At 70.0% G+C, this 26,010-nt stretch carries 22 protein-coding genes; 10 read left to right on the top strand and 12 right to left on the bottom strand.

Annotated features, from left to right (window positions below):
• Positions 1 to 79: 79 nt before the first annotated feature.
• The 3 genes from PGH47_RS26555 to PGH47_RS26545 all read right to left on the bottom strand — a co-directional run bounded on the left by PGH47_RS26555 (position 80) and on the right by PGH47_RS26545 (position 4,024).
• Positions 80 to 1,132 (bottom strand): BMP family lipoprotein, encoded by a 1,053-nt coding sequence (locus PGH47_RS26555; protein ID WP_271665499.1) that lies wholly within the window; start codon positions 1,130 to 1,132, stop codon positions 80 to 82.
• Between the two features lie 283 nt (positions 1,133 to 1,415).
• Positions 1,416 to 2,468, bottom strand: a complete 1,053-nt coding sequence (locus PGH47_RS26550; RefSeq protein ID WP_271665498.1) for a BMP family lipoprotein — start codon at positions 2,466 to 2,468, stop codon at positions 1,416 to 1,418.
• 335 nt (positions 2,469 to 2,803) lie between these two features.
• Positions 2,804 to 4,024, bottom strand: a complete 1,221-nt coding sequence (locus PGH47_RS26545; RefSeq protein WP_271665497.1) for a M20 family metallopeptidase — start codon at positions 4,022 to 4,024, stop codon at positions 2,804 to 2,806.
• A gap of 539 nt (positions 4,025 to 4,563) precedes the next feature.
• Here PGH47_RS26545 and PGH47_RS26540 point away from each other — a divergent pair.
• Both PGH47_RS26540 and PGH47_RS26535 read left to right on the top strand, forming a co-directional pair.
• Positions 4,564 to 5,652, top strand: a complete 1,089-nt coding sequence (locus tag PGH47_RS26540; RefSeq protein WP_271665496.1) for an RNA-guided endonuclease InsQ/TnpB family protein — start codon at positions 4,564 to 4,566, stop codon at positions 5,650 to 5,652.
• A 10-nt stretch (positions 5,653 to 5,662) separates the two neighbouring features.
• The gene (locus PGH47_RS26535; RefSeq protein ID WP_271665495.1) at positions 5,663 to 6,355 is read left to right on the top strand and encodes a class I SAM-dependent methyltransferase; all 693 of its coding nucleotides are present in this window, start codon (positions 5,663 to 5,665) and stop codon (positions 6,353 to 6,355) included.
• A 68-nt stretch (positions 6,356 to 6,423) separates the two neighbouring features.
• On the opposite strand, the gene PGH47_RS26530 is transcribed toward PGH47_RS26535, so the two are convergent.
• From PGH47_RS26530 to PGH47_RS26515, 4 genes are all read right to left on the bottom strand, one after another.
• The gene (locus PGH47_RS26530; RefSeq protein WP_269640773.1) at positions 6,424 to 7,494 is read right to left on the bottom strand and encodes a hypothetical protein; all 1,071 of its coding nucleotides are present in this window, start codon (positions 7,492 to 7,494) and stop codon (positions 6,424 to 6,426) included.
• 141 nt (positions 7,495 to 7,635) lie between these two features.
• Positions 7,636 to 8,574, bottom strand: coding sequence for an N-acetylneuraminate synthase family protein (locus PGH47_RS26525; RefSeq protein WP_030967084.1), 939 nt, complete (start codon positions 8,572 to 8,574; stop codon positions 7,636 to 7,638).
• A gap of 14 nt (positions 8,575 to 8,588) precedes the next feature.
• Entirely contained in the window at positions 8,589 to 9,842 is a 1,254-nt protein-coding gene (locus tag PGH47_RS26520) for an N-acylneuraminate cytidylyltransferase (RefSeq protein ID WP_271665494.1), read from the bottom strand.
• A 65-nt stretch (positions 9,843 to 9,907) separates the two neighbouring features.
• Complete coding sequence (locus PGH47_RS26515; protein WP_271665493.1) at positions 9,908 to 11,221, bottom strand: DUF6716 putative glycosyltransferase; 1,314 nt, start codon at positions 11,219 to 11,221, stop codon at positions 9,908 to 9,910.
• Between the two features lie 198 nt (positions 11,222 to 11,419).
• On the opposite strand from PGH47_RS26515, the gene PGH47_RS26510 reads away from it, so the two are divergent.
• The 3 genes from PGH47_RS26510 to PGH47_RS26500 all read left to right on the top strand — a co-directional run bounded on the left by PGH47_RS26510 (position 11,420) and on the right by PGH47_RS26500 (position 15,072).
• Complete coding sequence (locus PGH47_RS26510; protein ID WP_271668159.1) at positions 11,420 to 12,400, top strand: glycosyltransferase family 2 protein; 981 nt, start codon at positions 11,420 to 11,422, stop codon at positions 12,398 to 12,400.
• Positions 12,400 to 13,758, top strand: coding sequence for a polysialyltransferase family glycosyltransferase (locus tag PGH47_RS26505; protein ID WP_271665492.1), 1,359 nt, complete (start codon positions 12,400 to 12,402; stop codon positions 13,756 to 13,758). Before PGH47_RS26510 ends, PGH47_RS26505 begins: the two co-directional genes overlap by 1 nt.
• Before the next feature lie 171 nt (positions 13,759 to 13,929).
• Positions 13,930 to 15,072 (top strand): acyltransferase family protein, encoded by a 1,143-nt coding sequence (locus PGH47_RS26500; RefSeq protein WP_214335170.1) that lies wholly within the window; start codon positions 13,930 to 13,932, stop codon positions 15,070 to 15,072.
• Positions 15,073 to 15,224: 152 nt separating this feature from the next.
• Here the strand turns inward: PGH47_RS26500 and PGH47_RS26495 are convergent, their stop codons facing one another.
• Both PGH47_RS26495 and PGH47_RS26490 read right to left on the bottom strand, forming a co-directional pair.
• The gene (locus PGH47_RS26495; protein ID WP_271665491.1) at positions 15,225 to 16,568 is read right to left on the bottom strand and encodes a polysialyltransferase family glycosyltransferase; all 1,344 of its coding nucleotides are present in this window, start codon (positions 16,566 to 16,568) and stop codon (positions 15,225 to 15,227) included.
• Positions 16,565 to 17,548 carry a glycosyltransferase family 2 protein gene (locus tag PGH47_RS26490; RefSeq protein WP_271665490.1) on the bottom strand — a complete coding sequence of 328 codons (984 nt, stop codon included), beginning with the start codon at positions 17,546 to 17,548 and terminating at the stop codon, positions 16,565 to 16,567. Before PGH47_RS26490 ends, PGH47_RS26495 begins: the two co-directional genes overlap by 4 nt.
• A 224-nt stretch (positions 17,549 to 17,772) precedes the next feature.
• On the opposite strand from PGH47_RS26490, the gene PGH47_RS26485 reads away from it, so the two are divergent.
• The 3 genes from PGH47_RS26485 to PGH47_RS26475 all read left to right on the top strand — a co-directional run bounded on the left by PGH47_RS26485 (position 17,773) and on the right by PGH47_RS26475 (position 20,299).
• Positions 17,773 to 18,801 (top strand): helix-turn-helix domain-containing protein, encoded by a 1,029-nt coding sequence (locus PGH47_RS26485; RefSeq protein WP_271665489.1) that lies wholly within the window; start codon positions 17,773 to 17,775, stop codon positions 18,799 to 18,801.
• A gap of 119 nt (positions 18,802 to 18,920) precedes the next feature.
• Positions 18,921 to 19,709 carry a helix-turn-helix domain-containing protein gene (locus tag PGH47_RS26480; protein WP_271665488.1) on the top strand — a complete coding sequence of 263 codons (789 nt, stop codon included), beginning with the start codon at positions 18,921 to 18,923 and terminating at the stop codon, positions 19,707 to 19,709.
• Positions 19,710 to 19,816: 107 nt separating this feature from the next.
• On the top strand, positions 19,817 to 20,299 hold the full coding sequence (locus PGH47_RS26475) for an RICIN domain-containing protein (RefSeq protein ID WP_271665487.1): 483 nt from the start codon (positions 19,817 to 19,819) through the stop codon (positions 20,297 to 20,299).
• A gap of 10 nt (positions 20,300 to 20,309) precedes the next feature.
• Here PGH47_RS26475 and PGH47_RS26470 read toward each other — a convergent pair whose 3' ends face one another.
• Complete coding sequence (locus tag PGH47_RS26470) at positions 20,310 to 20,960, bottom strand: TetR/AcrR family transcriptional regulator (protein ID WP_271665486.1); 651 nt, start codon at positions 20,958 to 20,960, stop codon at positions 20,310 to 20,312.
• An 86-nt stretch (positions 20,961 to 21,046) separates the two neighbouring features.
• On the opposite strand from PGH47_RS26470, the gene PGH47_RS26465 reads away from it, so the two are divergent.
• Positions 21,047 to 22,549, top strand: coding sequence for an FAD-dependent oxidoreductase (locus tag PGH47_RS26465; protein ID WP_271668158.1), 1,503 nt, complete (start codon positions 21,047 to 21,049; stop codon positions 22,547 to 22,549).
• An 8-nt stretch (positions 22,550 to 22,557) separates the two neighbouring features.
• Here the strand turns inward: PGH47_RS26465 and leuE are convergent, their stop codons facing one another.
• Positions 22,558 to 23,205, bottom strand: coding sequence for a leucine efflux protein LeuE (leuE, locus tag PGH47_RS26460; protein ID WP_271665485.1), 648 nt, complete (start codon positions 23,203 to 23,205; stop codon positions 22,558 to 22,560).
• A gap of 49 nt (positions 23,206 to 23,254) precedes the next feature.
• Positions 23,255 to 24,835 (bottom strand): acyl-CoA mutase large subunit family protein, encoded by a 1,581-nt coding sequence (locus PGH47_RS26455; RefSeq protein WP_271665484.1) that lies wholly within the window; start codon positions 24,833 to 24,835, stop codon positions 23,255 to 23,257.
• A gap of 205 nt (positions 24,836 to 25,040) precedes the next feature.
• Here PGH47_RS26455 and PGH47_RS26450 point away from each other — a divergent pair, with 205 nt between their 5' ends.
• On the top strand, positions 25,041 to 25,886 hold the full coding sequence (locus PGH47_RS26450) for a L,D-transpeptidase family protein (RefSeq protein WP_271665483.1): 846 nt from the start codon (positions 25,041 to 25,043) through the stop codon (positions 25,884 to 25,886).
• The last annotated feature ends 124 nt before the right edge of the window (positions 25,887 to 26,010 follow it).

The raw sequence follows: 26,010 nt of genomic DNA, 5'->3' as shown, positions 1-26,010 counted from the left end.
AGGGTCCTCGGAAGGCCTCCCCGTACCCCGTCGAGCGGACGTAACCCCGGGGTTACCGCTGCTCAGGGTGTTACTGCAATCAGCTGGTCTTGACCTTGATCTCGCCGCTGATGATCTTCTCCTTGGCCGTCTTGATGGCTTCCTGGACCTCGGCGTCGTCCGCGAACTTCGGGTTGGAGTTCGACAGGCTCACCTCGCCGGACTTCAGATCGCCACGAACGATACCGGTCTCGGGCTTACCGTCCTCGACCGACTTCGCCAGGTTGTAGACCGCCTTGGCGACGTCCTTCATCGCCGAGGTCAGAATGGAGTCCTTGTACTTGGCAAGGGCTTCCTGCGTGTACTGGTCGGAGTCGACACCGATGGCCCACACCTTGTTGGCGGCGGCGGCCTCGATGACACCCTGACCGGACAGACCGGCGGCGGCGTAGACGACGTCGGCCTTCTTCTCGATCTGGCCCTCGGCGGCGGACTTGCCCTTGTCGGGGCTGGAGAAGCCGCCCTCCTCCGCGGTCTGCGTCAGGTACTGCGACAGGACCTTGGCCTTCGGGTTGGTGTCCTTGACGCCCTGCTCGAAGCCGGCCTGGAACTTGTGGATCAGCGGGATGTCCACACCGCCCACGAAGCCGACCGTGTTCGTCTTGGTGCTCTTGGCGGCGGCGACGCCGGCCAGGTACGAAGCCTGCTCCTCGGAGAAGACCAGGTCGGCGACGTTCTTCGACTCGACGGTGGAGTCGTCGACGATGCCGAAGGTGGTGTCCGGGAACTTCTCCGCGGCACCCTTGACGGCGGCGGCGTACGCGTAACCGATACCGATGACCGGGTTGTAACCCTGCTTGGCCAGCGACACCAGTCGCTGCTCCTTGTCGGCGTCCGTCTCGCCCTCGGTGGGCTCGACGTCCTGCGTCGCGTACCCGAACTCCTTCTTCGCCTGCTCCAGACCCGCGAACGCGGCGTCGTTGAAGGACTGGTCGCCCTTGCCGCCGACGTCGTACGCGATGGCGAGACCCTTGTCGCCGCCCTTCGAGTCCGAGGAGGACGCCTCGGTCGAGGTGCCGCCGCAGGCGGAGAGCGCGAGGGCCAGAGAGGCGGTCGCTGCGCCTGCGACCGTGATCCGGGAAATCCGGCGCATGTGTGGTGACTCCTGTCGGTACAAGCGCCGGACGGTACAGCTCGGGACAGCTTCACAGCTACGGCGCTGGCTTTCGCCGCAGAGTAACGCGCGTAGACCTCCCAGGAAACCCCTTCTGTACACCTTGTTATCCCCCCGTGGCCAACTCCACTCACGGCCTTGACCAAGGGCTTGCCGGCAGCAAAGCGCACAGGGCGGCGGGTGATCCACGCCGACCTGGGAAAAGCCGAGCGGGCGGGCATCCGCTCGGATGCCCGCCCGCTCTTCTGTGCTGTGACCGCGACTACTCGGTCTTGACCTTGATGGAGCCGTCGATGATGCCTTCCTTGGCCTTCGCCACGGCGTCGGTCAGGCCCGCGATCTTCGCGAACTCCGGGTTCGACTCGGACAGGCCCACACCGTTGACCTTCAGGTCGAAGGTCTGGACGCCGGTCAGCGGCTTGCCGTCCTCGACGGACTTGGCCAGCGTGAAGACCGCACCGCCGACGTCCTTGAGGGCGGAGGTCAGGATGGAGTTCTTGTAGTTGGCGAGCGCCGCCTGCTTGAACTGGTCGGAGTCGACACCGATCGCCCAGACCTTGGCCTTCGAGGCGGCCTCGATCACACCCTGGCCGGAGAGACCGGCGGCGGCGTACTCGACGTCGGAGCCCTTCTCGATCTGGCCCTCGGCGGCGGCCTTGCCCTTGTCCGGGCTGGAGAAGCCACCCTCCTCCGCGGTCTGCGTCAGGTACTGCGACAGGACCTTGACCTTGGGGTTGGTGTCCTGGACGCCCTGCTTGTAGCCGGCCTCGAACTTGTGGATCAGCGGCACGTCCACGCCGCCGACGAAGCCGACGATGTTGCTCTTGGTGGCCTTGGCGGCCGCGACACCGGCGAGGTAGGAGGCCTCCTGCTCGGCGAAGACGAGGGAGGCGACGTTCTCGCCCTCGACGACGGAGTCGACGATGCCGAAGGTGGTCTTCGGGTACTTCTTCGCCACGGCCTCCATCGCGGGGCCGTAGGCGAAGCCGACGCCGATCACCGGGTTGTAGCCCTGCTTGGCGAGGGAGGACAGCCGCTGCTCCTTGTCGGCGTCCGTCTCGCCCTCGGTGGGCTCGATGTCGGCCGTCTTGTAGCCGAACTCCTTCTGGGCCTTCTGCAGGCCGGCGTACGCGGCGTCGTTGAAGGACTGGTCGCCCTTGCCGCCGATGTCGTACGCGATGGCGAGACCCTTGGTGTCGCCGCTGCTGTCGCTGCCGCTGTCACTGTCGCTGCTGGTACCACCGCACGCCGTGGCGGCGAGCGCGATCGACGCGACCCCCACCGCGACACGGGTCAGTTTGGATGTCCGACGCATCGTGAAGTCCCCATTCTCCAAGCCCCGCAGTGGGTGCTGAGTTCGGCGCACATTAACGCGCGTAGACACTCCTGGGAACGGGGTTTCGTCCTGCCGTTATCCATTCGTGCCGATGGCCGGTTACGGCCTTGTGAACCACCGGATCGAAAGGCACGCATGGGGCGAACGCACCGGAGGAGCCTCCGCCCGGATGACACACAGGACCGCCGGCCATGCGGCCAGACTCCCCCCGGCATGCGACGCCCGCAACCGGAACTGCTCCGGGCGTGCGACGCCCTGCCGGGCGGGTGGCCGGCGGCTGCCGCACCCCTGGGCAGGGCCCCGGGGCGCTCCGGCTAGCCGACGGCGTCGAGGAGCGCCGCCGCGGTGAAGAGCTCCACCCCGGCCGTGATGGCCGACTCGTCGACGTCGAAGTCGCCCTGGTGCAGATCACGGCCGACCCGGTCGCCCGGCACGCGGACGCCGAGGCGGGCCATGGCGCCCGGCACGTGCTCCAGGTACCAGGAGAAGTCCTCGCCGCCCAGGCTCTGCTCGGTGCTCTCGACGGAGTCGGCGCCCCGGCGGACCGTCATGGCCTCGTGCAGCAGCTCGGTCGCGGCCGGGTCGTTGACCACGGGCGGGACACCGCGGATGTAGTTGATCTCCGACTTGGCGCGGTGCAGATTGGCGACCTCGTCGATCGCGGCGACCACGAGGTCCGGCGCCTGCCGCCAGGTGTCGAGGTCCAGGCAGCGCACGGTCCCGGAGAGCTCGGCGTGCTGCGGGATGACGTTGGGCGCGTGGCCGGAGTCGATGCGCCCCCAGGTCACGGCGAGGCCGCTGCGGGCGTCGGTGCGCCGGGCGACCAGCGCGGGCACGTCGGTGACGACCCGGGCGGCGGCGGTGACGAGGTCGGTCGTCAGATGGGGTCGGGCGGTGTGCCCGCCGGGACCGTCGAGGGAGATTTCCAGCCGGTCGCAGGCCGAGGTGATCGCGCCCTGCCGCAGGCCGATCTTCCCGGCGTCCACCTTGGGGTCGCAGTGCACGGCGAGGATCCGGCCCACTCCGTCGAGCACCCCGCACTCGACGACGTCGGCGGCGCCGCCGGGGAGCACCTCCTCGGCGGGCTGGAAGATCAGCCGGACGGGGCGGGGCAGCTCGCCGCGGCTCAGCAGGTCGGCCAGGACCAGGCCGGCGCCGAGGACCACGGCCGTGTGGACGTCGTGGCCGCAGGCGTGCGCCCGGTCCGGCACCGTCGAGCGGTACGAGCACTCACTCTTCGTGTCCGGGATGGGCAGGGCGTCGATGTCGGCGCGCAGGGCGAGCATGGGCCGCCCGCCGTCGAACTCGCCGATGTCACAGATGAGCCCGGTTCCGATGGCGAGCACACGCGGCTTCAGACCGGCCTTCTCCAGGCGGGCCTTGATCGCGGCGGTCGTACGGAACTCCTGGTTGCCGAGCTCGGGGTGCATGTGCAAGTCGCGCCGGAACTCGACGAGTTCGGCACGGAGCGCCTCCGGCAGGGCGCCGGGGAGGAACGCTTCCCCTGGTTGATCGGCCTCGGACTCTGGGGACATCAGTTGGTTCACCCTCTGAAGGGTAGGACGCCGAGGTGGCCAACTGACCCTCGATCAACAAAAGTTCAACCCGTTTGGGGAAGAAAATCTGGCCGCCCGACGCATAGGTATCGGTTTGGGTGGGTAAACTCGCCCGGCTTTCCGTCGAGTCGATCATGAATTCGACGGAGAGTGACGATGCCGACCCTCCACACTCCACGGATACCACGCCACGGACAGAACCGTCGGTTGTGTTCACCCACTCCTGGCAAGGATGCCTCGCCACTCACACCCGAGAGCGGCGGCATCCGGATGCTGAGACCGCCTTGAGGAATACGAACGCATATGCGGCTCCATCGCGGATTCGGGTGATGATCGCGAAATCGGCACCCATGGACCCGGCAGGCGTACGTACGTTCCCCTTGGAATGCCCGGGATGCCATCGACGTCCCCGGCCGGGAGCATGAGGGGGCACGGAGTCGAGGAAGGCGGCTGCGGAGCCCGGGCACGCCCGGTACGGCTATCGGCTACGTGTCTCGTCCGCAGCTCGCACGGCGCTGATGACGGAGTGGAACCGAAGCCGTTGGGTCTGGAACGAGTGCGTGGCCAAGTCGAAGGCTGTGTACGCCCACAACCAGGCCCATCCGGAGGCGAAGCAGACCTGCGGCCCGGCGCAACTGGACCGGATGCTCACCGAAGCGCGCGCCGTCACGCCGTGGCTGGCCAAGGGCTCCTCGGTAGCGCAGCAGCAGATCATCCGGGACTTCGGCCGCTCCCGCGCCAAGGCCCTGAAGGACATCGACGACCGGGTGCCCCAGATGCGGCGAGCCGGAATGCCCGGATACAAGAAGAAGCACGGGACACGGCCGACGCTGAACTACACCCGGCGCGGGTTCCGGCTCAAGGGCGGACGACTGCACCTGGCCGGCGGGATCGTCCTGACCGTGGTGTGGTCCCGGAACCTGCCCGCCGCCCCGACCAGCGTGCGTGTGTACCAGGACAGCGTGGGCCATTGGTACGCCTCGTTCGTCGTCCCCGCCCGGGTCGAGCCACTGAGGGAGACCGGTCTGGTGCTCGGAGTTGACTGGGGTGTGAAGGAGATCGCCACCACCACCTCCGACGCCCATGACCTCCCGCATGCCGAGTTCGGCAAGCAGGCACAGGCGAAGCTGTACCGGTACGACCGCATGACGGCTCGCCGCAGACCGGCCAAGGGACAAACCAGGTCCAAGGGCTACCAGGAGGCTCAGAGATGGCGGGCGAGGACCTACCAGAAGATCGCACGGCAGCGGCAGGATGCCGCTCGCAAGTGGGCCAAGAAGGTCGTCCGGGATCATGACGCCATCGCCGTAGAGGATTTCCGCCCGAAGTTCCTGGCCAAGACCACCATGGCGCGCAAGGCGGCGGACGCCGCGATCGGCGCCGCCAAGAAGGCCTTGGTCGAGATGGGCCATAAGCACGCGCGGGACGTACGGCTCGTCCGGGCTGGTCTGGCCCCGTCTGGTGCCGAGGGCGCAAGACCTCCTGGAGCGCCGCTCCAAAGGCTGCCTGAGCCAGGAATCCCCTCACTTCCAGGGAGGGGAGCAGTCAACTGTCGGGATCGCACACCCCCGGTGAACTCCCGGACGCACGTCCGTCGGCCGCACTAGGGTGCGGCCCGTGACCGCCGAGTACCCCACGCACTCCGAGTACGCCGACTTCCTCGAGGCCACCCGTGTCTCGTACGACGCCATCGCCTCCGCCTACGCGGACCGTTTCTCCGACTGGCAGGCCGACAGCAGTCCGCTGGACCGGTCCCTGGTCAGCGCCTTTGCCGAGCTGGCCCGCGAGCACGCGCCGGCGCCCGTCGCCGATCTGGGCAGCGGGCCCGGCTCGGTGACCGCGCATCTGCATGCGCTGGGCACGCCGGTCTTCGGTGTGGATCTGTCGCCCCGGATGGTGGCGCTGGCCCGGCGGGCCCACCCCGAACTCCGCTTCCACGTGGGCTCGATGACCGCGCTGGACCTGCCGGACGAGACGCTGGGCGGGATCCTCGCGCTGTACTCGCTCATCCATGTCCCCGACGACCACCTGCCGGGGACGTTCGCCGAGTTCCACCGGGTGCTGCGGCCCGGCGCCCCGGTGCTGCTGGCGTTCCAGTCCGGCGACTCCGAGGACCGGCTGCACCTGAGCGAGCGCTTCGGGCAGGAGATCTCGCTGGACTACCACTGGCGCACCCCGGACCGCGTCATCGCACACCTGCTCGACGCGGGGCTGCGGCTGTACGCGCGGACCGTGCGGGAGCCGGACGGCGAGGAGAAGCGCCCGCGCGCCTTCCTCCTCGCCGAGAAGCCTCTTGCCGGAGGGCGCTGACGCGCTTCCCCGGCGCCGGCCTGGACTGCGCTGGTCTCAAGCCGCGCCGGCCTCGGTCCACGCCGGTCTCAGACCGCGCTCACCGCCGACAGCCGGTGCACGTCCCGGGCCGTTCCCGTCACTCCGGACAGGAAGCCCTGGGCGCGGGGTGAGGCGTTCTCCGTCAGCCAGGCCGGGTCGATGTCGCAGACCGCGACGCGTACGTCGGTGCCGGACAGGGCCAGCGGCAGGGTGTGCACCACGGTCGACGGGAAGCTCAGGATCGTGCGGCCTATGGGGCCGCGCCGGGCGATCAGCTCCAGCGGGAGGTCCGGGCGCACGATCTCCAGGCCGGTCTCCACCGCCAGCCGGTGCAGCTTCTCCGCGCTCTCGCGGCGGTGGGCGAAGTAGCGGGTGGCGCCGTGCGCCTTGGCCAGGGAGCGCACCGCCTCCAGATAGCGGTCGCCGTCGACCACGCCGGTCTCGACGAGGGACGTACCGACCATGTCCGCGCCCTTGGTGATGCGGGGCGGCCCGAAGCGGTCGCGGGTCCAGGCGAAGGTGTTGGCGGTGACCGTCACGCCCTCGGGCGTCGTGTCCATCGGCATCGAGGAGAAGATCTCGACGTGCCGGTGCTCGCTCGGCGTGAGGCGCTTGCGGGCGACGGAGGAGACGGGCGCGAAGACCAGGTCGCGGGGGCCGGGCCGGCCGCCCTTGCGGTGCCAGCGCACCAGCCGCTCACCGCGGGCGAGCTGGGTGACGAACTCCATGGTCGCGGTGCCGTCGTCGACGACGACGAGATCGCGGGCCTTGGTGATCGTCAGCAGGAGCTGTACGTAGCGGGAGAACGGGTCGCCGAGAACCACCCGGTCGGCCCTGCGGAGCAGGCCCGTGAGGCCGCCGATGGTGTGGAATGGCGCTGTCGCACCGCCCCGCGCCTCCTCCCAGCGCACCTCGTGCCCGTCCTCGCGCGCCAGTTCGGCCATTCGGCGCAGCTGGCCGCGGGTCATGGGGTCGATCGGGGAGAGGACGACGAGGGTGAGTCCCGCGCCGAGGGCGTGCTCGCGGGCGTGCGCCCACTCCAGCACGTTGAGGAGCTGTACCGGGCTCTCGACGAAGGCGAGAGTGTGAGGGCCGGTGTTCCCGGCTCGGGGGCTCATCGACGTACGACCTACCCGTCGTAAGGCGCTCATACGGCGCTCGTATTCACTCGTGTGGACGGAGCACTGGGGGCGCCGAGTCCGAGCGCCCGCTTCGGGGCACTCGGACTCGGCGCACTATTGGATCTCGGTGCGTTCGGGTCAGACCTGAACCGGCTCGCCCGCGGCCGCGGCGATCTCGGCCTCGGCGACCACACCGGCGACGCGGCGCAGCTTCTTCATCGGGCCGAGCTCGGAGTCGTAGACCTTCTTGACGCCGTCGCCGAGGGACTCCTCGATGGTGCGGATGTCGCGGACGAGGCGGGTCAGGCCCTGCGGCTCGACCGAGGCGGCCTGGTCCGAACCCCACATGGCGCGGTCCAGGGTGATGTGGCGCTCGACGAAGGTCGCCCCGAGCGCGACCGCGGCGAGGGTGGTCTGCAGGCCCGTCTCGTGGCCGGAGTAGCCGATCGGGACGTTCGGGAACTCCTTCTCCAGCGTGTTGATGGCGCGGAGGTTCAGCTCCTCGGCCTTCGCCGGGTAGGTGGAGGTGGCGTGGCACATGAGGATGTTGTCCGAGCCGAGGACCTCGACCGCGTGGCGGATCTGCTTCGGCGTCGACATGCCGGTGGAGAGGATGACGGCGCGGCCGGTGGCGCGCAGGGCGCGCAGCAGTTCGTCGTCGGTGAGGGACGCGGAGGCGACCTTGTGGGCGGGGACGTCGAACTTCTCCAGGAAGGCGACGGCCTCGGTGTCCCACGGGGAGGCGAACCAGTCGATGCCCCGCTTCTTGCAGTGCTCGTCGATCTGGCGGTACTCGTCCTCACCGAACTCCACCCGGTGGCGGTAGTCGATGTAGGTCATCCGGCCCCAGGGGGTGTCGCGCTCGATGTCCCACTGGTCGCGCGGGGTGCAGATCTCCGGGGTGCGCTTCTGGAACTTGACGGCGTCACAGCCGGCCTCGGCGGCCACGTCGATGAGCTTGAAGGCGTTCTCCAGCTCACCGTTGTGGTTGATGCCGATCTCGCCGCAGATGTAGACCGGCTTGCCGGGGCCGACCTCACGGGAGCCGAAGTTGCGCAGACGGGAGTAGGTGCTCATGGCAGGAGATGTCCTTACTTGGTGAGGGAATCGAGAGAGGGGCCGAGGATCCAGCTGGCGATCTCTCGGATGGCGCCGTCACCACCGGGTGTGGCCGTGACCGCGCGTGCGGCGCCGCGCACGACGTCGTGGGCGCTCGCGACCGCCACGGGCCAGCCCACGAGGGCGAAGCACGGGAGGTCGTTGACGTCGTTGCCGACGTAGAGCACGCGCTCAGGCGCGATGCCCTGCTCCTCGCACCACTGCTTGAGGGCGAGGTCCTTCCGGTCGATGCCGTGCAGCACGGGAATCTGCAGCTTCCGTGCGCGGGCGGCGACGACCGGGTTCTGCTCCGTGGACAGGATCAGCATCTTCAGGCCGCTCTTGCGCAGGGCGGCGATGCCGAGGCCGTCTCCGCGGTGCACGGAGACGAACTCCTTTCCATCGGCATCGATCAGCACCCTGTCGTCCGTCTGGGTGCCGTCGAAGTCCAGTACGACCGCGTCGATGTCGTCCGTGGTCGGGAGGGCGCCGGGACGGTCCGCGTCGAACAGCGGCGCCAGCGCGCGGGCGCGGGCCAGGTCGTGCGGATCGTCGATCTCCAGCACCCGGGCGGGGTCGGTGCGCACGAGTTCGGTGCGGCCGAAGAAGCGGTGCTTGTGCTCGCGGAAGCCGCCGGCGTTCATCGCGTAGGCGGCGCCGGTCTCCAGGAAGTCCTGGGGGCGGTCCTGGCGGCGGGGGCGGAAGGACTTGTCGTGGTTGACGCCGAAGCCGCCGCCGGCGGCCGCGCGTTCGGTCTCCGCGGGCTCGTCGTCGCCGTGGCGCCACACGAAGCCGTGGAAGGGCGCGACGGTCAGGGAGGTGTCGGCGCCGTTGGCGACGATGGCCTTGACCACGGCGTCGATGTCCTCGCGGACGATGAACGGGCTGGTGCACTGCACGAGGAGCACGACGTCCACAGGGCCGCCGTGCAGCGTCTCGTGGGCGTCCATGGCGTGCAGGACGGCGGCCTCGGAGGTGGCGGTGTCGCCGGCGATGGCGGCGGGGCGCAGCACGACCTCGGCGCCGGCCTGCCGGGCGGCGGCGGCGATGCCCTGGTCGTCGGTGGAGACGATGACGTCCGTCACGAGCCGCGAGGCCCGGCACTCGCGCACCGCACGCGCCACCAGCGGTACGCCGCCGACGGGCATCAGGTTCTTCGCGGGCACCCCCTTGGAGCCGCCGCGCGCGGGGATGACGGCGAGCACGCGGGGCACCGAAGTGCCTTGACCTGCTTCCGGGTTGGACATGGGCTCCACTCCTTGGGCTCTTTGCAAAGGCTTCGGGGCGCGTCCCGGCGCCCCGGTCGGATCGCTCACAGCTCCCCCATCCGCCGGATGACGGGCGCCACGCGCTGCACGCCGTGCCGGTAGGCGCCGCGTGCCGCCCGGCGCACTATCTGGCGGACGGGGCCGGGCTCACGGTCGTGGGCGGGGGCGCCGGGCAGCGGGCTGCCGTCCGGGCCGAGGTGGTGGCGGGCGAGGATGCCGGGCAGGTAGCCGGGCGCGGTGGCCGGCGTGTAGTACGGCGTGAGGGCGGGCAGTCCGCCGGGCCGCCCGAGCAGCTTGGCGATGCGCTCGCGGGCCGGGTCGAAGGCGGTGGCGTAGGTGCCGTCGGCGCACACACCCTGCCGGGACACCCACTCCTCGTCGGGTGCCGGGCGGTGTCCCTCGTCCAGCTGGTCCCAGGAGGCGAGGCAGCCGGATCCCACGAAGTGGTGGTTGCCGAGCACCTCGCGCACGCCGAGGTCGGTCAGGACGACGGTGGGGATACGGCGGTGCAGCGACTCCAGCGCGGCCGTGGAGCTGATGGTGACCATCAGGTCGGTGCGGTCGAGGACCTCGCCCATGTTGCCGTACACCAGTTTGAAGTTGGCCGGCGGTTCGAGCCGCTGGACGAGCTTCTGGTACGGCAGTTCCTCGATGTGCGTGGTGTGCTCGCCCGGCTTGGAGCGCAGCTTGAGCAGCACCTCGCGCTCGGGGTGCTTTCGGGCGTGCTGGATCAGCCGGTTCAGCAGGTAGGTACGGTCCTTGCGGTTGTCCGGCACGGAGGGCTGGGCCGCGAAGACGACCGTGTACGGGTCGTGCTCGCCGGTGTAGGGCTCCCCGCCGAGGAACGGCAGGGCGACCTCGGTCACCGAGGAGGCGTCGGCGCCGACTCCCTCGTACACCGCGCGGAAGCGCTCGGCGTCCTGGCGGGAGTTGGCGAGGACGAGGTCCGCGCCGTGCCGCAGGAGCAGGCCGTCGGCGAGCTTCTCGTAGACGACGCCGACGTAGCCGGTGACGACGACGGGGCGGTCGGAGCGGTCCTCCCACACCCGCTTCAGGCCGTGCAGCATGGCCTGGACGCCGCCGCCGACGAGGGCGAGCACCAGGACGTCGTACCGCTCCTTGGCCATGGTGCGCAGGAACTCGACGGCGGTGACCTCGTTCAGGGAGTCGGCGTGCACGCCGACTTCCTGGAGTTGGCGGGCGGTGGGGGTGGCCCGGCCACGCAGGAGGTAGCCGTCCAGACGGATGTCCGAATCCTCCGGAGCGATACGGTTCGCGGTGAGCGCGCCCCATTTCCACCGGGTGTCGGAATCCGCGAGTACGGCCACTCGCCGGGTCTTCTTCGCACTTGCTGGCACGTCGTTGACGCTAGGAAGCGATTTCAAGGTTCTCACCAACCAGAATGCAACAAACGGTTAACAGCACATCGACTAACGACGAAGCGAGGCCCGAAGTCGTTGAAAAAAAGCCTGGTTCACTGCATCGCCACGTGTCGTTCACCTGACATCAAGCTGCGAGTAAAGACGGATGCCGGACCGACCCCTAACGTCCCTCCCGTGGTCAAGCTCTCCGTCATCGTGCCGTTCTACAACGTGCAGCAATACGCGCCAGACACCCTGAAGAGCCTGCGTGCGAACACACGTGAGGACTTCGAGTTCATCCTCGTCGACGACTGCTCGACGGACGGGACACCCGACATCCTCGCGCGCGCCGAGCGCGAGCTGCCGGGCGCCGTGCTCGTCAGACACGAGCAGAACGGAGGGCTGGCCACCGCGCGGAACACCGGAATCGAAAAGGCGCGCGGCGAGTACCTGACGTTCCTGGACGGCGACGACTGGCTCGCCCCCGGCTACTTCCCGCAGCTGCTGTCCGCCATCCAGGAGTTGGGGTGCGACTTCGTGCGCACCGACCATGTGCAGTCCACCGGGCGGGCGCGCAGCATCCACCGGGTGCCGCACGGCCGGCGCTGGACGGTGATGAACCCGCGCGAGGCGATCCTCCCCGCCGACCGCTCGACGTCCGTGGACTACGCGTACGCGTGGGCCGGGATCTACCACCGCCGCCTGGCCGACCGCGGAATCCTGCAGTTCACCCATGGGCTGCGTACCGCCGAGGACCGGCCGTGGATCTGGAAACTGCACCGGGAGGCGGAATCCTTCGCCGCGGTGGGACTGCTCGGTGTCTACTACCGGCGCGGAGTGGCGTCGTCTCTCACCCAGATCGGTGATGTTCGGCAGCTCGATTTCATTCGCGCGTTCGACCAGGTAATCGAGGAAACGGCGCGTGACCCGCAGGCAGATAAACTGCTTCCGAAAGCCGTGCGCACCTATTGCGCGATCATGGCTCATCATCTCGGACAAATCGAGAGGTTCGAACCCGCCGTGGCTCGAAAACTGCGCTCGATGAGCGCCGCCGCTCTGAAAAGAATGCCGCAGGACGTCCTCGCGGAGGTAATGGACTCGATGGACGCGCAGCGCGCGGCCCGGCTGCGGCGGGTGCGCCGCAGGGCGGTCGGGGCCCGGACGGTGGCCGCCTGATGCCTCGCACCACCCAGATCTTCTGCGCCTCGACCCTGTACGGCGCCGCGACGCTCGCCGCCGCCCTGGACGCCGGGCTTTTCGAACCGGCCGACCGCAGGCTGCTGCTGGTCACCAACAACGCGGTCAACCCCGAGATCACCCCGTCCGTCGACACGATGCCGGGCTTCGACCGGCTGCGCGGCCGCTTCGACGAGGTGCTGTCCTGGAACGAGACCATCTCCCCGTTCCACCCGAGCGGTTGGTCCCCCCGCGCCGACGACATCCCCATGTGGGAGCGGTACGTACGGCTGCTGTGGAACCTCGGTGACGACGAGATCCAGCTGGCCGTGGAGTCCGTCCAGGTCAATCCGGCGCTCGCGCTGTGCCAGCTGTTCACCGGCGCTCCCGTCGATGTCTACGCGGACGGCCTCATAAGCTATGGCCCCACGCGCGACAAGATCGACCCGCTGGTCGGCACCCGGATCGGCCGGCTGCTGCACCTCGATCTCGTCCCGGGCCTCACCCCGCTGCTGCTCACCGAGTTCGGCGTCCCGTCCGAACTGGTGCCGTCCGAGGTGTTCCTGAAGGTGCTCGGCGAGCTCTCCGAGGCGGAGGCCGCGCTGCCCTCGCCGTCCGGGGCCGAACAGCCGGCGCTGCTGCTCGGCCAGTACCTCTCCGCGCTCGGCATCCTCACCGACGCCGAGGAGGAGGACCTGCATCTGAAGATGGTGCGCGGCGCCGTCGCGCTCGGGCACCGCAGGCTGGTGTTCAAGCCGCACCCGGTCGCACCGGCCCGCTGGTCGAGGCTTCTGGAGGACGAGGCGGAGAAGCTGGGCGCCGAACTGACCCTGCTGGACCGTCCCGTGCTCGCCGAGGTCGCCTTCCAGCGGCTGCGGCCCGCGCTCGTCGTCGGCTGCTTCTCCACCGCGCTGTTCACCGCCGCCGGTCTGTACAACCTGCCGGTCGCGCGGGTCGGCACCGATGCCGTGCTGGCCCGGCTCACGCCGTACCAGAACAGCAACCGCGTGCCGCTGACCATCGTCGACGCGGTGCTGCCGGACATCGCGGACGGCTCCGCGGTGAGCGGCTGGACGATGCCCTCGCGGGAGCGGGTGGACGAACTGGCCGCGCTGCTGGGGGCGGTCGGCTTCGCGATGCAGCCGAAGATCTACCCGGGGCTGCGCGGCACGGCCGAGGCCTATCTCTCCAAGCATCTGAACCCGCACACCTGGCGCTACTTCAAGCGCAAGCGCCTGACCGCGCTGGCCCTGCCCGGGGCCGTGCCGGCCCAGCTCTCCTTCATCCCGCGCAACGCAACCGTGCGCCGACTGGCGCGGCGGGCCCGTGCGCTGAAGCAGGTGGCCGGCCGGAAGTAACCGACCCGGGGTGGTCGTTCATCCGTGTGACACCTTTGCGCTCCCTGAGCGTCAGCCGTCACTCACCTTTCACCCGTCCGAGGGACATAGCGTTCGGTCGTCGTATGAAATGGCACCGTCCATCACGTACGACTGAACGCACCTCGAGACTTCCAGGAGAAGGGTCCCAGGATGAGCGCGGCTGACCAGGCCACGGCACCGCCGGTGCCGGCGGCACCCCGGCTGAACGAGGTCCTGGCCGAGCGGCCTCCCGTCCGGCCCAAGCGCGAGAACCGGCTGCGTGCCCTGGACGGTCTGCGGCTGATGGCCGCGCTGATGGTGTGCATGTATCACTTCACCGGCAAGAACGGCGAGGTCGCCAACTCCTGGCACCAGTCCCCCGGGGAGATGTTCCCGACGCTGTCGCAGCTGTCCACCTACGGCAGCCTGGGCGTGCAGTTCTTCTTCGTCATCAGCGGGTTCGTGATCTGCATGAGCAGCTGGGGGCGTACCCTCGGCGACTTCTTCCGCTCCCGGATCTCCCGCCTCTACCCGGCGTACTGGGTGGCGATCGTCATGGTGACCGGCGCCGCGGTGCTGCTGCCGGTCGTCGTCCACCCGGTCCGGCCGGACGAGTTCCTGGTCAACCTCACGATGATGCAGCAGCCGCTGGGCGTGCCGCGGGTCCTGGGCGTGTGCTGGACGCTGTGGGTGGAGCTGAAGTTCTACGTGCTCTTCGCCGTGTTCGTGATCTGGAAGGGCGTCACCTACAAGCGGGTGGTCACCTTCTGCATCCTGTGGACGCTGGCGGGCGCGTTCGCCCGGGTCGCCGACAACCCGCTCACCGACGAGCTGGTGATGCGCGACCATGCGCCGTTCTTCATCGGCGGGCTCGCGCTGTACCTGATCCACCGCTTCGGCAGCGACCTGCTGCTGTGGGGGATCGTCGGCATGTCCTTCCTGCTGGGCCAGCGCTACTCCGTCATGGCGCTGTGGCACCCGGGCGCGCAGGGCGAGTTCCACCGCGATCCGCTGGTCATCCAGGCGATCGTGTTCTGTGCGTTCGCCGCGGTCGCGGTGGTGGCGATGGGCTGGACGCGCTGGGCCAACTGGAACTGGCTGACGCTGGCGGGGGCGCTGACGTACCCCTTCTATCTGATCCACGAGCACCTGGGCTGGTTCTTCATCCGGGTGCTGCACCGGGGGCTCGGCCTCGGCTCGTACACGACGCTCGCGCTGTCCGTGCTGAGTCTGCTGACCCTGGCCTATCTGATGCACCGGTTCGTGGAGAAGCCGTTCGGACCTCGGCTGAAGCGGGCGCTGACGCTCCGCTAGGTGGGCCGTTGTTCGGGTGCGGCTCGGTGGGGGCTGGTCGCGCAGTTCCCCGCGCCCCTTGCCGGGAGGCGCTGCGCGCCCCCGCCCCCCCCAACGCGTTCGGCGCGTCCCCCGGCCGGGGGACGCGCCGAACGCGTTTTCGAGGCCGTCCGTTACTTCCGCGTCGTCTGCCGCAGCTGGCGTACCGCTCTGCGGACCGCCGGGTGTCTGCGCAGGGCCTCCGCGCGGACCGGGCTGCCGCCGGGCAGGCGCAGGCTGGTGAGGCGGCGGCGCTTGAAGTAGTGCTGGTAGCGCGCCAGGTTGGCGCCGAGCCAGGCGGTGACCTCGTCGCGTACGGCGTGGTGCTTGCGGGACTGCATGCAGTAGCCGACGCTGCGCACCAGCGGGGCCAGGTCCTCGGCCATGCCGGCGAGTTCGAGCGGCGAGCCGAGCTCGGCGTTCTCCGCGTCGGGCAGCGCCGCGTCGATGATGGTCAGCGGTATGCGGTTGCTGTTCTCGTACGGCGTGATGCGTTCGAGGAGCATGTCCGTGCCGACCCGGGCGACCGGGATGCCGTAGAAGGCGGCCGCGGTCATCAGCGCGGTCGAGAAGCAGCCGATGACGAGCTTCGGCTTCAGGAAGGCGAAGACGGTCTCGGCGAGGACGGGCTCGTTGAGCACCGCGAGGTTGACGCCGAGTTCCGCGGCGACCGCCTCCAGGGACTCGTTGAAGACGGCCGGCGCGCTCGGGTGCGGCTTGAACAGCACGTCCTGGTGACCGGCCCGGGCGGCGGCGCGCAGCATGCGGATGTGCAGCTGCTCCTCCTCGTCCTGGCTGATCAGCTCGATGGCCGAGAGGTACTGGCCGAGGAGGACGGCGGTGGGCGGGTTGTCGGCCGGGAGGCGCTCGGCGAGGATGCCGGCGCCGGACTCGCCGATCTGCGCGAGGACGTCGACGATGGCCTCGTTCGGGACGGCCTCGGGCTCGACGCCGTACTCGGACAGCAGCATGGGTGTCAGGCCGGGCACCAGGTCCAGGTGCAGGACGCGCTTGATGCGGCTGCTCATGCCGTGCGGGATGCGGTTGCGGGTGGGGCCGTAGCTCATCAGGCCGTCCGCGTACACATGGATGGGGCTGTCCGCGAAGATGTCCGCGACCGCGCGGGAGGGGTTGGCCTGGATCGACTCACAGGCGATCTCGACGGGTTCGTCGCCCAGGTTCCAGGCGAGGCGTACGGCCTTCTCCCACAGCAGGGTGTCCTGGCCGCGGGGCGACCAGCCGGCCGGGTGGTGCGGGGAGATGAACTCGTTCCAGGAGCGCACCTCGTCGAACTCGGGGCGCAGCTTCTCGAAGCCGGCCATCCGGTCCAGCGGGGTGCCGACCTCGGGGATCGCGGCGGTGTTGCTGACGACGAGGATGCGGCGGACGCCCTCGCGCGGGCCGAACTGCCCGGCGCGTACGGCGGCGGTGACGGTCGCGGCCGCGTACTGCGTGGCCGAGAAGAAGATCTGGATCATGCCGCCACTCCCTTCATGCCGCCCCGTATCCGGCGCAACATGTACACGCGCTCCTCGCCCATCCCGACGAGCGCTTCCTCCAGCTCGTCCTCCGACATCCTGCCCAGCGCCTCGGCGGCCATCTGCTTCAGTCTGGCGGCGATGCTGCGTTCGAATCGGCCGCGGCTGAGCAGCTGGTGGGCGATGACGACGCAGTAGTTGCGCAGTGCCTTCTTGCGCAGCCTGCTCACCTCGGGGTCGTCGGCGAGTTCGGCGAGGACCAGGTCGAAGGAGCGGAAGAAGTCCAGCTGGCGTACGTCACCGATCTGGGTGAGCGAACTGGCCACGCCCCGGCGGTAGAAGACGCCGCGCAGGCTGGCGACGGCGTAGGAGTCGGCCCTGCGATGCAGGTCCCAGATCCAGGGGCGGTCCTCGGCGGTCTTGAGTCCGTCGTGGAAGCGCAGCATGCCCTTGTCGAGGAGGCGGCGGTGGTAGACGCCGGCCCAGGCGTAGGGGTAGTCGACCATGGTGGTGTCGTCGACGGGGAGGATCGAGGTGCGCGGGTCGAGCGCGATGTGCCGGCGGCCCTCGGGGGCCCGGTGCACGGTCCGTTCGATTCCGGTGACCTGAACGTGGTCGGTGCGTACGAAATCGACGTCGAGGCGCTCGATGGCGTCCGTCAGATCCGCGAGATAGCCCGGGGCCAGCCAGTCGTCGCCGTCGAGGAAGGTGATGTAGCGGCCTTCCGAGGCGTCGATGCCGGTGTTGCGCGCGGTGGCCAGTCCGCCGTTCTTCTCGTGCCGTATCACCCTGCTGTTCTTCAGTCTCTTCGTCAGCGTCAGCAACGCTTCGTACGTCTTGTCCTTGGTGGACCGGTCCTCGACGAAGATGAACTCGAAGTCGTCCCGTTCGTTGTTGACCAGACTGGCCACCGTCTCGGGTACGTACGACTCGATGTTGTAGCAGGGGACGATCACGGACAGTGTCGGGGGGTTGGTCACGCGTACACCTGGGCTCTCTCCGGGACGGATCCCTGCGACCGTAGGAGACGTTCGACGCCGGACATTGTCCCCTCGGCGGCCATCAGGTGAACGAAAAGTAACGGCCCGCCCTCCTTTTTCGAGAATCAACCACGCGGTGCCGTACACACGTCCCCATACATATGATCGTCGATCGACTGTTCGACGAATCTGGGTGTCCGATATCGGGATCCGGGGGGATTTTCGTGATCAGGACGGTGTTCCACAGCGAGGACTTACCGGCGGCCGAACGGCTGGCCCGCTTCGACGACTTCCTGCGCCACTGCGACCATCCGATGGCGGTGACGAGCAGCGCGCCCGAACTCTTCCGCGCGACGGCCCGGGCACTGGAGATCGGCCCGGTGGGCGTCGCCGAGCTGACCCTCTCGCCCTCCGTCGTCCGGCGCACCGCACGCCTGATCCGCCAGGCGGACCCCGAGCTGTGCTGCGTGGTCTTCGCCCGCCGGGGTGCGCTGAGGGTGGCGCAGGCCGGCCGCGAGGCGGCACTGGGCGAACGGGACTTCGCGCTCTACGACAGCTCGCAGCCGCTGCGGGTGCGAATCGCCGGCCGGGGCACGGCGACGCTGGTGCGGGCCCATGTGCCCCGAGCGCTGCTGCCGCCGAGAGCGAGACGGGCGGACGGCCTGCTCGGCAGACCGCTGCCCGGGCGGGCTGGGATCGGGGCGCTGCTGACCCAGTTCCTGGCCGACGTGACGACCGGGACCCCGCCGGACAGGACCGCGGCACCGAGCCCGGCCGCCGAGCCGTACGAATCCGGGGAGCCCGCCCTCGCCCACCCCTCCGGTGACGCGGCCGGGCTGGGCGCGGTGGCCGTCGATCTGGTGGCCGCCACCCTCGCGCATCACCTCGACGAGGAGACCCCGGCGCCGGACGAGCAGGGTCCGGGCGTCCTCCTGCTGCGCATCGACGCGTTCATCGAGGAGCACCTGTCCGAGCCGGACCTCTCACCGCGGGCCGTCGCCGCCGCCCACCACATCTCCGTCAGCTATCTGCACCGCCTCTTCCGCACCCGCGAGACCACGGTCACCGAGCTGATCCGCCGCCGACGGCTGGAGCGCGCCCGCCGCGACCTCGGCGACGAGCGGCTGCGGGACCTGCCGATCCACCGGGTCGCCGCCCGCTGGGGGTTCCGGGACCACGCCTCGTTCACGCGCGCGTTCCGTGCCGCCTACGGCGTCCCGCCGAGCGGGCACCGGCGGCAGAGTTCCGGCTGACGCCACCTTCCGTTCATCCCCGATACCAGGATCAACCCATACGTTCCACCACATCAGGCAGCAAAAGCTGCCCAGTTGCGCAGCTTCACCTGCGCACAGGGAACTCTGTGGGGGATTTCATGGGGGGACTGACCGCCCTGTCCGGGCCTCGGCCGATCGAGCTCGGCGCGGTGACGGTGTGGCCGGCGCGGACCCGGCCGCTGATCGTCCGGCACCCGCCGAACGCGCCGGACGCCGGCCGCGACTACCAGCTGCTGCTCCTGCGAGAGGGCGAGGCACTGGTCGTCCCGGCCGGCCGCGCCACGGCCCTGCGCGTGGGTGACGTCTGCGTCCGGCTGCCCGAGGCGCTGTTGCCCCTGCCCCGGGGCCGGACCGAGGCGCTCCTGGGCCGCCGCTTCCCGTGCCGGGACGGCGTCGGGGTGCTCCTGACCCGGTTCCTCGCCCGGCTCACCCGGGACACCGGCACCTTCCAGCCCTACGACGGACCACGCCTCGGGACGGTCCTGTGCGACCTGGTCGCCGCGCTGTTCACCCGCGCGCTGGAGGCCGGCCCCGCCCCGGCGCCGGACCCGCACCGGCGGGCCCTGGTGTCACGCGTCGTGGCCTTCGTCCAACGGCATCTGTCCGAACCGGAGTTGACGCCGACGACCGTCGCCGCGGCACACGGCATCTCGCTGAGCCATCTGCACCGCCTCTTCCAGGACGGGGGCGAGACCGTCGCCGCCTTCATCCGACGCCAGCGTCTGGAGCGCGCCCGCTTCGACCTCGCGGACCCGGCGCAGCGCGACACCCCCGTCCACGCCATCGCCGCCCGCTGGGGCTTTCCCCGGGCCACCGACTTCGCCCGCGCCTTCCGTGCCGCGTACGGCATCCCGCCGACGGACTACCGGCGGCATGCCGGGAGCTGATGTGGACGCATTGCCACAGGAGTGTGCTCTGCACGCCAACGCCCCAACTGCCGCCTGCGGCAAAGCTGTTGCCCGGTTCACTTCCCGCACTCGAGAAAGAGGTTGCAGTGAAGAGACTCCGCCTCGCGGCCGCCGGCACCCTCAGCGCCGTCGCTGTCGGCGCCGGTCTGATGTTCCCGGCCACCGCCCAGGCCGCGACCTACTGGACGTTCCAGAACCAGCGGTTCGGCACCTGTCTGACCGCCGGTGACAGCGATTCGGCGTACGCCACGGTCTGCCAGGGCTGGCAGCGGCAGCAGTGGGACTGGGTCGGCAGCGGCCACGGCTCCTACCACCAGCTCAAGAACCGCGTGACCGGCAAGTGCCTGATGACGGACAACCGGACGGACACCAACGCCGTCTGGATGAGCGACTGCCGGGACGCCGCCGGGCAGTGGTGGTTCTACGACGGCGGCATCAACCGCATGTGGGCCGAGATCGGCGGAGCGTCCGACGCCCACCTCAGGACGAGCGACGTCAAGGACGCGGTCTACGCCACCGACCTCAACCAGTTCGCCTCGTCGTACTACACGTGGTTCGGCACCACCTGATCCACCCGCCTCACCCGCGCCCGTACCGCACCTCGATCCCGGCGATCACCAGGGCCAGCCCCTCCTCGAAGTGCCGTTCGTAGTCAGCGAAGATCTCCGCGCCCGCCTGGGCCGACAACGGGAAGTCGGCCATCAGGCGGGCGCGTTCGTCTATGTCGTAGCCCTCCCGGCGCTCCCCCGGCAGCGGCTCGACGCCCTGTTCCTCGGTGACGAACCCGAGGGTGTAGACGTACGTCGTCGAGGTCGCCCGGACCGCCTGGGGCAGCGGGAAGCCCGCGGCCGTGAAGACGCGCAGGGTGTCCTCCATCTGCTCGGCGTGCACCATGCCCGTGAAGCGTGAGCCGCTGAAGACCTTGGCCCCGTCGCGGTAGCCGAGCAGCGCCGCGCGCAGCCCGCGGTTGGACTTGAGCAGCCGCTCCTGCCAGGTGTCGCCGGGGTCGAGGGGCGTGCCTGCGACCATCCGGCGGTACATCTCGGTGGCCATCTCGTCGAGCAGCGCCTGTTTGTCCTTGAAGTGCCAGTACAGGGCCGGCGCCTTGACGTCCAGCTCCTTGGCGATGGCGCGCAGGGTCAGACCGTCCAGGCCCACCTCGTTCAGCAGCGCGAGGGCGGTGTCCGCGACGCGCCTGCGGTCGAGCGGCGCTCGTCGTTCCGTAGTCACGCTTGACAGCTTAACGCCGTTAAGGGCACTCTCGTGGTCGACAGCACTTAACAACGTTAAGGGGGAATGGCATGAACACCAACGTTATGTCCACGGACGTACTGATCGTGGGCGCGGGCCCGACCGGGCTCGCCCTGGGCATCGACCTCGCCCGGCGCGGCGTGGACGCACTGGTCGTGGAGCGGGCCGGGGAACTGTTCCCGGGCTCGCGCGGCAAGGGGATCCAGCCCCGCACCATGGAGGTCTTCGACGACCTGGGCGTGCTCGACGCGATCCACGCGGCGGGCGGCGGCTACCCGGTCGGGATGATCTGGCAGGACGGACAGCGGGTGGGCGAGCACCGGATGTTCGACCCCGTCGAGCCCACCGAGGACTCCCCGTACGACGAGCCGTGGATGGTCCCGCAGTGGCGGACCCAGCGGATCCTCTTCGACCGGCTGGAAGAGCTGGGCGGGAAGGTCGTCTTCGGCCTGGAGGCGACGGGGATCGAGCAGGACGCGAACGGGGTGACGGTCCGCCTGAGCGCCCATGGCGAATCGAGCGACGGTTCGGCATCGCTCCGAAGGGGCGCGGGGAACTGCGCGACAAGCCACGACGGACCCGCAGCCGGCAACCGGCCTCTTGCGGCACTACCGGCGGTGCTCCGCGCCCGCTACGTCGTCGCCGCCGACGGCGGCCGATCGGCCGTGCGGCGGGCCCTGGGCATCGGCATGACCGGCGAGACGGTCGATCCGAACCCGACGCTGGTGGCGGACGCCAGGATCACCGGCCTCGACCGCGACAACTGGCACATCTTCCCGCCCCGCGGCGAGGGCGACGGCTTCCTCGCCGTCTGCCCGCTCGCGGGCACCGAGGACTTCCAGGTCACGGCGCAGTTCCCGGAGGGCGCGTCGGTCGACCTCTCCCTGGAGGGCGTGCGCAAGGTCGTCGCCGCGCGCTCGCATCTGGCGCCCGAGGACGTGACCGAGGTGCGCTGGGCCTCGGACTTCCGGCCGCGGGCGGCGCTCGCGGACCGGTTCCGCGACGGGCGGGTGTTCCTCGCCGGCGACGCCGCGCACATCCACTCACCGGCCGGCGGGCAGGGGCTCAACACCAGCGTGCAGGACGCCTACAACCTGGGGTGGAAGCTGGGTGCGGTCCTGCGGGACGGGGTGGACGAGGCACTGCTGGAGACGTACGAGGAGGAGCGGCGCCCCATCGCGGCGGACATGCTCGGGCTGTCGACGAGCGTGCACCGGGGCGAGGTCCGGCGCGGGGAGGCCACGCGCCAGTTGGGCCTCGGGTACCGGGAGTCGAGCCTGACGGCGGAGACCCGGCAGGCCCCGGCGGCACTGCGGGCGGGCGACCGCGCGCCCGACGGCACGCTGGGCGGCGTACGGCTCTTCGACGCCTTCCGGGGTCCGCACTGGACGCTGCTGGCGGTCGGAGTCAAGGCGCCGGAGCTGCCCGGCTCGGTCGGTGTGGTGCGCGGCCCGGCGCAGGAGTCGTACGGGAAGGGCCTGTTCCTGGTGCGGCCGGACGGCTATGTGGGCTGGGCCGGCGACACGGCCGACGGACTGCCCCGGTACCTGGCGCGCGCCGGCCTGTGATCCTGCGGTCAGGAACTGGCGAGCGACAGCTTCACGGCGAACCCGAGGAACAGGGCGCCCGCCGCCGAGGTCGCCCCGGCCGACAGCCGCCTGCGTCGCCGGAACGCACTGGCCAGCCTGGTGCCGCTGAATATCAGCGCGGTGAGGTACAGGAAGCTCGCGGCCTGGGCGAAGGCCCCGAGGACGACGAAGGACAGCGCCGGGTAGGCGTATCCGGGGTCGACGAACTGCACGAAGAAGGCGACGAAGAACAGGATCGCCTTGGGGTTGAGGAGACTGACCACGAAGGCGCGGCGGAAGGGCCGCTCGTGGCTGACGGTGTCGGTGGTCTCCTCGACGGCCTTCTCCCGCCGGGTCCGCCACATCGCCCGGGCGGTCCGCATCATCCCGATCGCCAGCCAGGTCAGATAGCCGGCCCCGGCGTACTTCACGATCCCGAACAGCACGGCGTTCGCCTGGAGCAGCGAGGCGACTCCGGCGGCGGACAGGGTCATCAGCACGGTGTCCCCGCACCACACTCCGGCGGCGGCGGTGTACCCGGACCGGACGCCGCGGCGGGCGGCGACGGACAGCACGTACAGCGAGTTGGGGCCGGGCAGCAGGACGATCAGGACAAGACCGGCCAGATAGGTGGGGAGATCGATGACACCGAACATGGGATGGAGTGTCGCACGAGGCTCCGACATTCCGTCCCGGCGTCTCACGTCAGAAGACGTCCGAGGGGACGTACGTCCCCCACACCTCCCGCAACGCGTTGCACACCTCGCCCACGGTCGCCCTGGCCCGTAGCGCCTCCTTCATCGGGTACAGGACGTTGTCCTCGCCCTCGGCGGCCTTCTTCAGGGCGGTCAGGGCCGCGTCCACCGCCTGCTTCTCGCGCCCGGCGCGGAGGTTCGCCAGGCGCTCAACCTGCTGGGCCTCGATGGCGGGGTCGACGCGGAGGGGCTCGTAGGGCTCCTCCGCGTCGATCCGGAAGCGGTTGACGCCGACGACGACCCGTTCACCGGAGTCCGTCTCCTGGGCGATCCGGTAGGCGCTGCGCTCGATCTCGTTCTTCTGGAAGCCCTGCTCGATGGCCGCGACCGCGCCGCCCAGGTCCTCGACCCGCCGCATCAGATCGACGGCCGCCCCCTCCACGTCGTCCGTCATCCGCTCGATGACGTAGGAGCCGGCGAACGGGTCGACCGTCGCCGTCACGTCCGTCTCGTGGGCCAGCACCTGCTGGGTGCGCAGGGCGAGGCGGGCCGACTTGTCCGTGGGCAGCGCGATGGCCTCGTCGAAGGAGTTCGTGTGCAGGGACTGGGTGCCGCCGAGGACGGCCGCGAGGCCCTGCACGGCGACCCGAACGAGGTTCACCTCCGGCTGCTGTGCCGTGAGCTGCACGCCGGCCGTCTGCGTGTGGAAGCGCAGCATCAGCGACTTCGCATCCCGCGCGCCGAACTCGTCGCGCATCACCCGCGCCCAGATGCGGCGGGCGGCCCGGAACTTGGCGACCTCCTCCAGGATCGTCGTACGGGCCACGAAGAAGAACGACAGCCGCGGCGCGAAGTCGTCGACGTCCATGCCGGCCGCGACCGCCGTGCGGACGTACTCGATGCCGTCGGCGAGCGTGAAGGCGATCTCCTGCGCCGGGCTCGCCCCGGCCTCGGCCATGTGGTAGCCGGAGATCGAGATCGTGTTCCACTTCGGGATCTCGGCCCGGCAGTACTTGAAGATGTCGGCGATCAGCCTGAGGGACGGCTTCGGCGGGAAGATGTACGTGCCGCGGGCGATGTACTCCTTCAGCACGTCGTTCTGGATCGTGCCGGTGAGCCGGTCCGCCGTGACGCCCTGCTCCTCGGCCACCAGTTGGTACAGCAGGAGCAGCAGCGCGGCCGGCGCGTTGATCGTCATCGACGTCGACACCCTGTCCAGCGGGATCCCGCCGAACAGCACCCGCATGTCGTCGACCGAGTCGATGGCCACGCCCACCTTGCCGACCTCGCCGTGCGCGATCGGGGCGTCGGAGTCGTGGCCCATCTGGGTGGGCAGGTCGAAGGCGACCGACAGGCCCATCGTGCCGTGCGCGATCAGGTCGCGGTAGCGGGCGTTGGACTCCGTCGCCGTGCCGAAGCCGGCGTACTGGCGCATCGTCCAGGGCCGGCCGGTGTACATCGTGGGGTACACACCTCGGGTGTAGGGGTACCCGCCCGGCTCGCCCAGCTTCTCGGCCGGGTCCCAGCCGGTCAGCGCGTCCGGCCCGTAGACCGGCTCGATGGGCAGTCCCGACTCCGACTCGCGCGCCATGGTGTGCCTCCGCGTTGCAGTGCCTGTTGCCGGCCAGTACACCCCGACAGGGGCGGTCACCTCGGTGTCCCACTCCGTCTCCCACCATGCCGCGTAGTTCGCGACGGGTCACGCGAGGGGAACATCTCAGGGGACGTCGAGCGGCCGGTCGGGGGGTCGCGTTGAGACACAGGGGGGTGGGATGCGTATCAGGGGCATGGCGAGGATGCGTATCGGGGATACGGGGAAGGTGCGTACCAGAGGTAAGGGCAGATCCACCGCGGTGCTCGCCGCGGGCGCCACGCTCACCGTGCTCTGCGGCTGCACCGTGCAGGCCTCCGACGGTGAACGGCACTCGCCTGTCCACATAGAGGTCCCGAGCGGTGCGCCGTCGGTGAAGTCGGCGCCGCCCGACGACAAGCCGCCCTCCGCGCCGGCGCCCGTCGTGCTGTGGCAGTCGGGCGACACCGGCCGCGACGTACGTGAACTCCAGGCACGGCTGCGGCAGGTGGCCTGGCTCTTCGACGGGCCGACCGGGATCTACGACGATCTCACCGAGCGGGCGGTCAAGGGCTTCCAGGGCAAGCGCGGGCTGCCCGAGACGGGCAGGACCGACCAGGCCACCTGGGACCGGCTGCTGAAGATGACGCGCGAACCCGGCATGTGGGACCTGTATCTGATGGGCGGTCAGCCGGCCGACGCGCCGGACGCGCGGTGTCTGACCGGCCGCGTGCTGTGCATCAGCAAGACGAGCCGGACCCTGCGCTGGATGGTCGACGGGCGCACGGTCGTGGAGGTGCCGGTGCGGTTCGGCTCGCAGTACACGCCGACGCGGGAGGGCGAGTTCACCGTCTACTGGAAGTCACGGAACCATGTGTCGACGCTCTACGACTCCGCCATGCCGTACGCGATGTTCTTCAGCGGCGGCCAGGCGGTGCACTACTCGTCCGACTTCGCGGCCCGGGGTTACGCCGGGGCCTCGCACGGTTGTGTCAACGTGAGTGACGAGCGTGCCATCGCGCAGATGTTCGCCGAGGTGCAAAACGGCGACAAGGTCGTCGTCCACTGGTGAGGCGCTGGGCGCGGGATGTGGATGTGGGGCGCGGGCGGGACCGGGGGAACGTGTCCCGCCCGCGCCGATGCACGAGCCGCAGGTACGGGGGGAACCCCGGCTCTGTGCTAGGCCGATGACCAGT

The organism is Streptomyces sp. HUAS 31 (assembly GCF_028198125.1).
Taxonomy (GTDB): domain Bacteria; phylum Actinomycetota; class Actinomycetes; order Streptomycetales; family Streptomycetaceae; genus Streptomyces; species Streptomyces chartreusis.
This window is presented reverse-complemented; position numbering and strand designations above follow the sequence as displayed.